The sequence below is a fragment of the Caballeronia sp. INML1 genome, from assembly GCF_023631085.1.
GTDB classification, from domain to species: Bacteria; Pseudomonadota; Gammaproteobacteria; order Burkholderiales; family Burkholderiaceae; genus Caballeronia; species Caballeronia turbans.
Genome location: NZ_JALQDT010000092.1, coordinates 1 through 3,329 on the forward strand (window position 1 = coordinate 1; position 3,329 = coordinate 3,329).

The 3,329-nt window shown below is 54.7% G+C and carries 3 protein-coding genes; all 3 read right to left on the reverse strand.

Translation table 11 applies throughout. From position 1 onward, the window contains the following. Positions 1-617 precede the first annotated feature (617 nt). Entirely contained in the window at positions 618-3,029 is a 2,412-nt protein-coding gene (locus tag NCR38_RS33900; RefSeq protein ID WP_250478530.1) for a caspase family protein, read from the reverse strand. After that, complete coding sequence (locus tag NCR38_RS34605; RefSeq protein ID WP_409241455.1) at positions 2,998-3,228, reverse strand: effector-associated constant component EACC1; 231 nt, start codon at positions 3,226-3,228, stop codon at positions 2,998-3,000. The genes NCR38_RS33900 and NCR38_RS34605 overlap by 32 nt, the downstream gene beginning before the upstream one ends. Beyond that, positions 3,138-3,329 (reverse strand): hypothetical protein (locus NCR38_RS33905; RefSeq protein WP_250478531.1); only part of this gene is annotated, 192 nt, incomplete at its 5' end. The genes NCR38_RS33905 and NCR38_RS34605, both read right to left, overlap by 91 nt.

The window sequence follows — 3,329 nt, forward strand, 5'->3', positions numbered from 1 at the left end:
AGTCGCCAGCTTGCCACCGGTTAAAAACCCGACATCTGTAAATAGCCAGAACACGACATTAGGATAAAGCCGCAACACTTTATAAATTCGGCAATTGCCTTTATGTCAAAGGATTCGTACTTCGAAGCGAGCTTGCTGAATTGGTCAGATCGCGCATCTCGCCGTCCATCCAAACCGGTACCGGACTATGCGTTCGCCGACAACCCTCATCTTTGGAGACAACACCACGCTCGATCGCTTGGGCACAGCGCCTTTCTATCGTCATTGAGCTCTACTCGATCACGCTGCTGAAGGCGGTTAAGAAGGGCGGCCACAACGCCACAAAGTACGGGACCGACAGCTCATCGCTCAGCTCCTGGGGCTCGTCGACAAGAACGGACGGGGCGACCACGGTCCAGACGGTCACGCCGACTTGGTGGTCGTGGCTGCTCGAGTACTCGCTTCTGACCCAGGGCCAGAACCTTTCCTACATCGATCCTTGTCGAAGCGGGCGTCTCGAAAAATGAGACCGGTCGATCATGGGAACCTTTATGCCGAGACCGTTAATCGCATCACCGAATCCCATTGATTCGCACGGAGCGCCTCGGAATGCTGGGGAGCGGATTTGCTCTACCGCTCTACCGCGATAGCTTCCAACCGAACAGCCAATAATTGTCGTTTGTAAACACCCACCCGCCTGAGTCCGCGAAGATTGGACGTTCGTACCAGTCCTCGTCGCCGCGAGAGGACGTTACAGACTTAGCACGTAGAGTCGCGAATAATTTCATCGAAGGAAAACGATAGACCTTTAGGTCCGTAGTCCAGTCGGCGAATGTCACGTACCGGCTATCGTCGGTGAAATCGGGCAGGCTTATTGGGCGAAGCGTAGTATTGGGTACTTTTACTTCAGAGATCTGCTTTCTAGTGTCAATGTGCCATGTGGACACTCGGGAGCGCTTTTGTTCAGAAGCGTCGTCAACGACCAATAGATATTGCCCATCCGGCGAGAATTGGATCACTCGTATCTTGCCTGGAAACTGAATAGACGGGCCGATATCGCCTCGCATGCGATGTCCGATCTGCAGGATATTGCTGATCGAGTACGCATAACGTTCTCCATTTTTCTCAAATCGGACCACGTCAAAGTCGATTCGTCGATACACCCGCATGCTGCGCATATCGATCAATCCACCCTTTTCCTGACACTTAACGTGGTATGACTTGAGCGCGCATCTGAAAGCGACGGTCATACCGTCGAATGACGCGCTGAAATCGGAGATGAAGATGGGCACTGTAAGGACGTTTCCGTTCGCAGTGTCAATCCTCCACAACATTGAGTCTTCCGCGCCACCCTGTACGAACAGCTTGCCGACGTTTGGCAGGAACTGTAGCGAATGACATCTTGTCGGTACTGGCACAAGGTCTCGGACCGGTACCTGATCCAACAAGTTCACGACGGTGACGTTGTGCTTGTTCGTGTCCGTCCGCCAACCACAAAGCAGCGCGTATCGTTCGTTGGGCAGGCGAAAAAGATCCCCAGGATACGGCAAAATCTTTCGCTTAATTTGCTCCCGCGCTCCAACTCTGCCGACCACCTCAGGCAACATACTTTGCGAACTTCTGGTCACTTCAGGAGAAATAATAGCCTCGGGCAGATTATCGGGAAGAATCACGTTGCCCGGATGATGGAAGCGTTCAGATTGGGCCAATTCGTTCGATGCGGAAGAACCTGCGACGCCCTGTTCGGCAGGCGGAGCCGGTGCCAACGGGATGGTCTGTTCAACATGCGAAGCTTGTTCTCGTGCGACGGGAGGAGTAACCCGCGAGTCGGAAGTTGCCGTGGGGAACGCGGTCTCTGAACTCTTTCGCTGACTAATCAACGCGATACATGACGCTATCGATCCAATAAAAAGCAAGGCGATAATGACACTCCATTTGCTCGTCTTTTCCGGTTCTGCGCTTTCGCTGGAACCGCTTCGAATTTTTCCAGTTGAGGAGGCCCGCTTCTCCGCTGCGTGCGGAGCCGCATCTGCACTGCGCTCTTCGTGTCCTCTCGGCACGGCTTGTTCGCGAGGAGGATGAGTCCGAGAAGGGTATGAAGGTGCAGGCGAGGGGGGCGTGTGACGATCTATCAACTTGTCGATCGATAGTGAACCTTGTGCGTAGCGAACAAAATCCGCCTCGAAGGTATTTTCGAGCGGAAGCGGCAGTCGGTCCCGTGTAAAAAGGGGGGTGCGCAATCGCCGTAGCAGTTCGGCGGGAAGGCACTTCTCCTCAAGACATTCGAAGACTCTTTCGCGGACGAGGACCGCAACCCGCGGGTCCAGAAATTGAACTGAATATGCGATCGCGATCTCATCGCTCTTTAGGCGGCTTACCTGAACGGGTCGCTGACGTCCCTGATTTGCTGAATACTCGCGGCACCACGCAAACAGGTCGGAACCTGTTATCCGCCCGTCGTGATCAACATCCGCCAGGCCGGTGCGGAATCCCTCGAGCATCCCCGCTGTTAGGATGCCGTGCCCGAGTTCGCTGTCTTCTTTTGCCACTGAGCTCGCAGACGTTGCGCCGAGGAAATAGACTCCGCTTCCCTCAACGAAGGAACGGATTCGGTCCGCATCGCTACCTTTCACATCGGTGGATCCAAGGCCTGCGTAGCAGCAGTCGAGTATTGCGCAGAAGCGGCTGCAGCCGTAGTCATCCTTGACCTCGAGCACATGACTAAAAGCCACGGCGGTCGCGGACAGTAAGCGCTCCCTCGTATCTTTGGTTGCCAGAAACAGGCGGCCGCTGTCGCTAACTTTTCCGTGACCCGAGTAGTAGAAGAGTGCAGTTGCGCCCCGTTCTTCATCAAGCAAGCTTGCGAGCTTCCCAAGCACTTCGTCCTTGGTGCCATTGACGCAGAGTTCAACTCTGTCATACGCTCCAATCGATGGATCACGCAAGACTGGCGCGAGTTCGCTTACATCACGCGAGGGATACCTAAGGTCATGCAGTCCCGAGCCTGGAGAAAACCGGTCATTTCCGATCAACAACGCTACTCGGCGCATCGGGGCCTTCCTCCAGAAAGCGCCTGACAGTATCGAAGGCGCGCTCACCTTGAGCGTTGACTGTCTCGGCCGAAATCCTAAGGGTAGCCCCGTCTGGACGTGTCACCTCTATCCCATGCTTCGGATGCGCGAATAGGAAATTGAAGACTGACTGGATAAGCTGGGTGGCCGCTCCGCCAATAAGTATCGCCAGTACGATTTGCAGAGCAGCACCATCTCCCTTTGAAGCGCACCGGGAATTTCGGAGACGGTTTTGCTGGAGTTACGCTGCCATCGGCATTCCAGCGATTTGTTCATAGT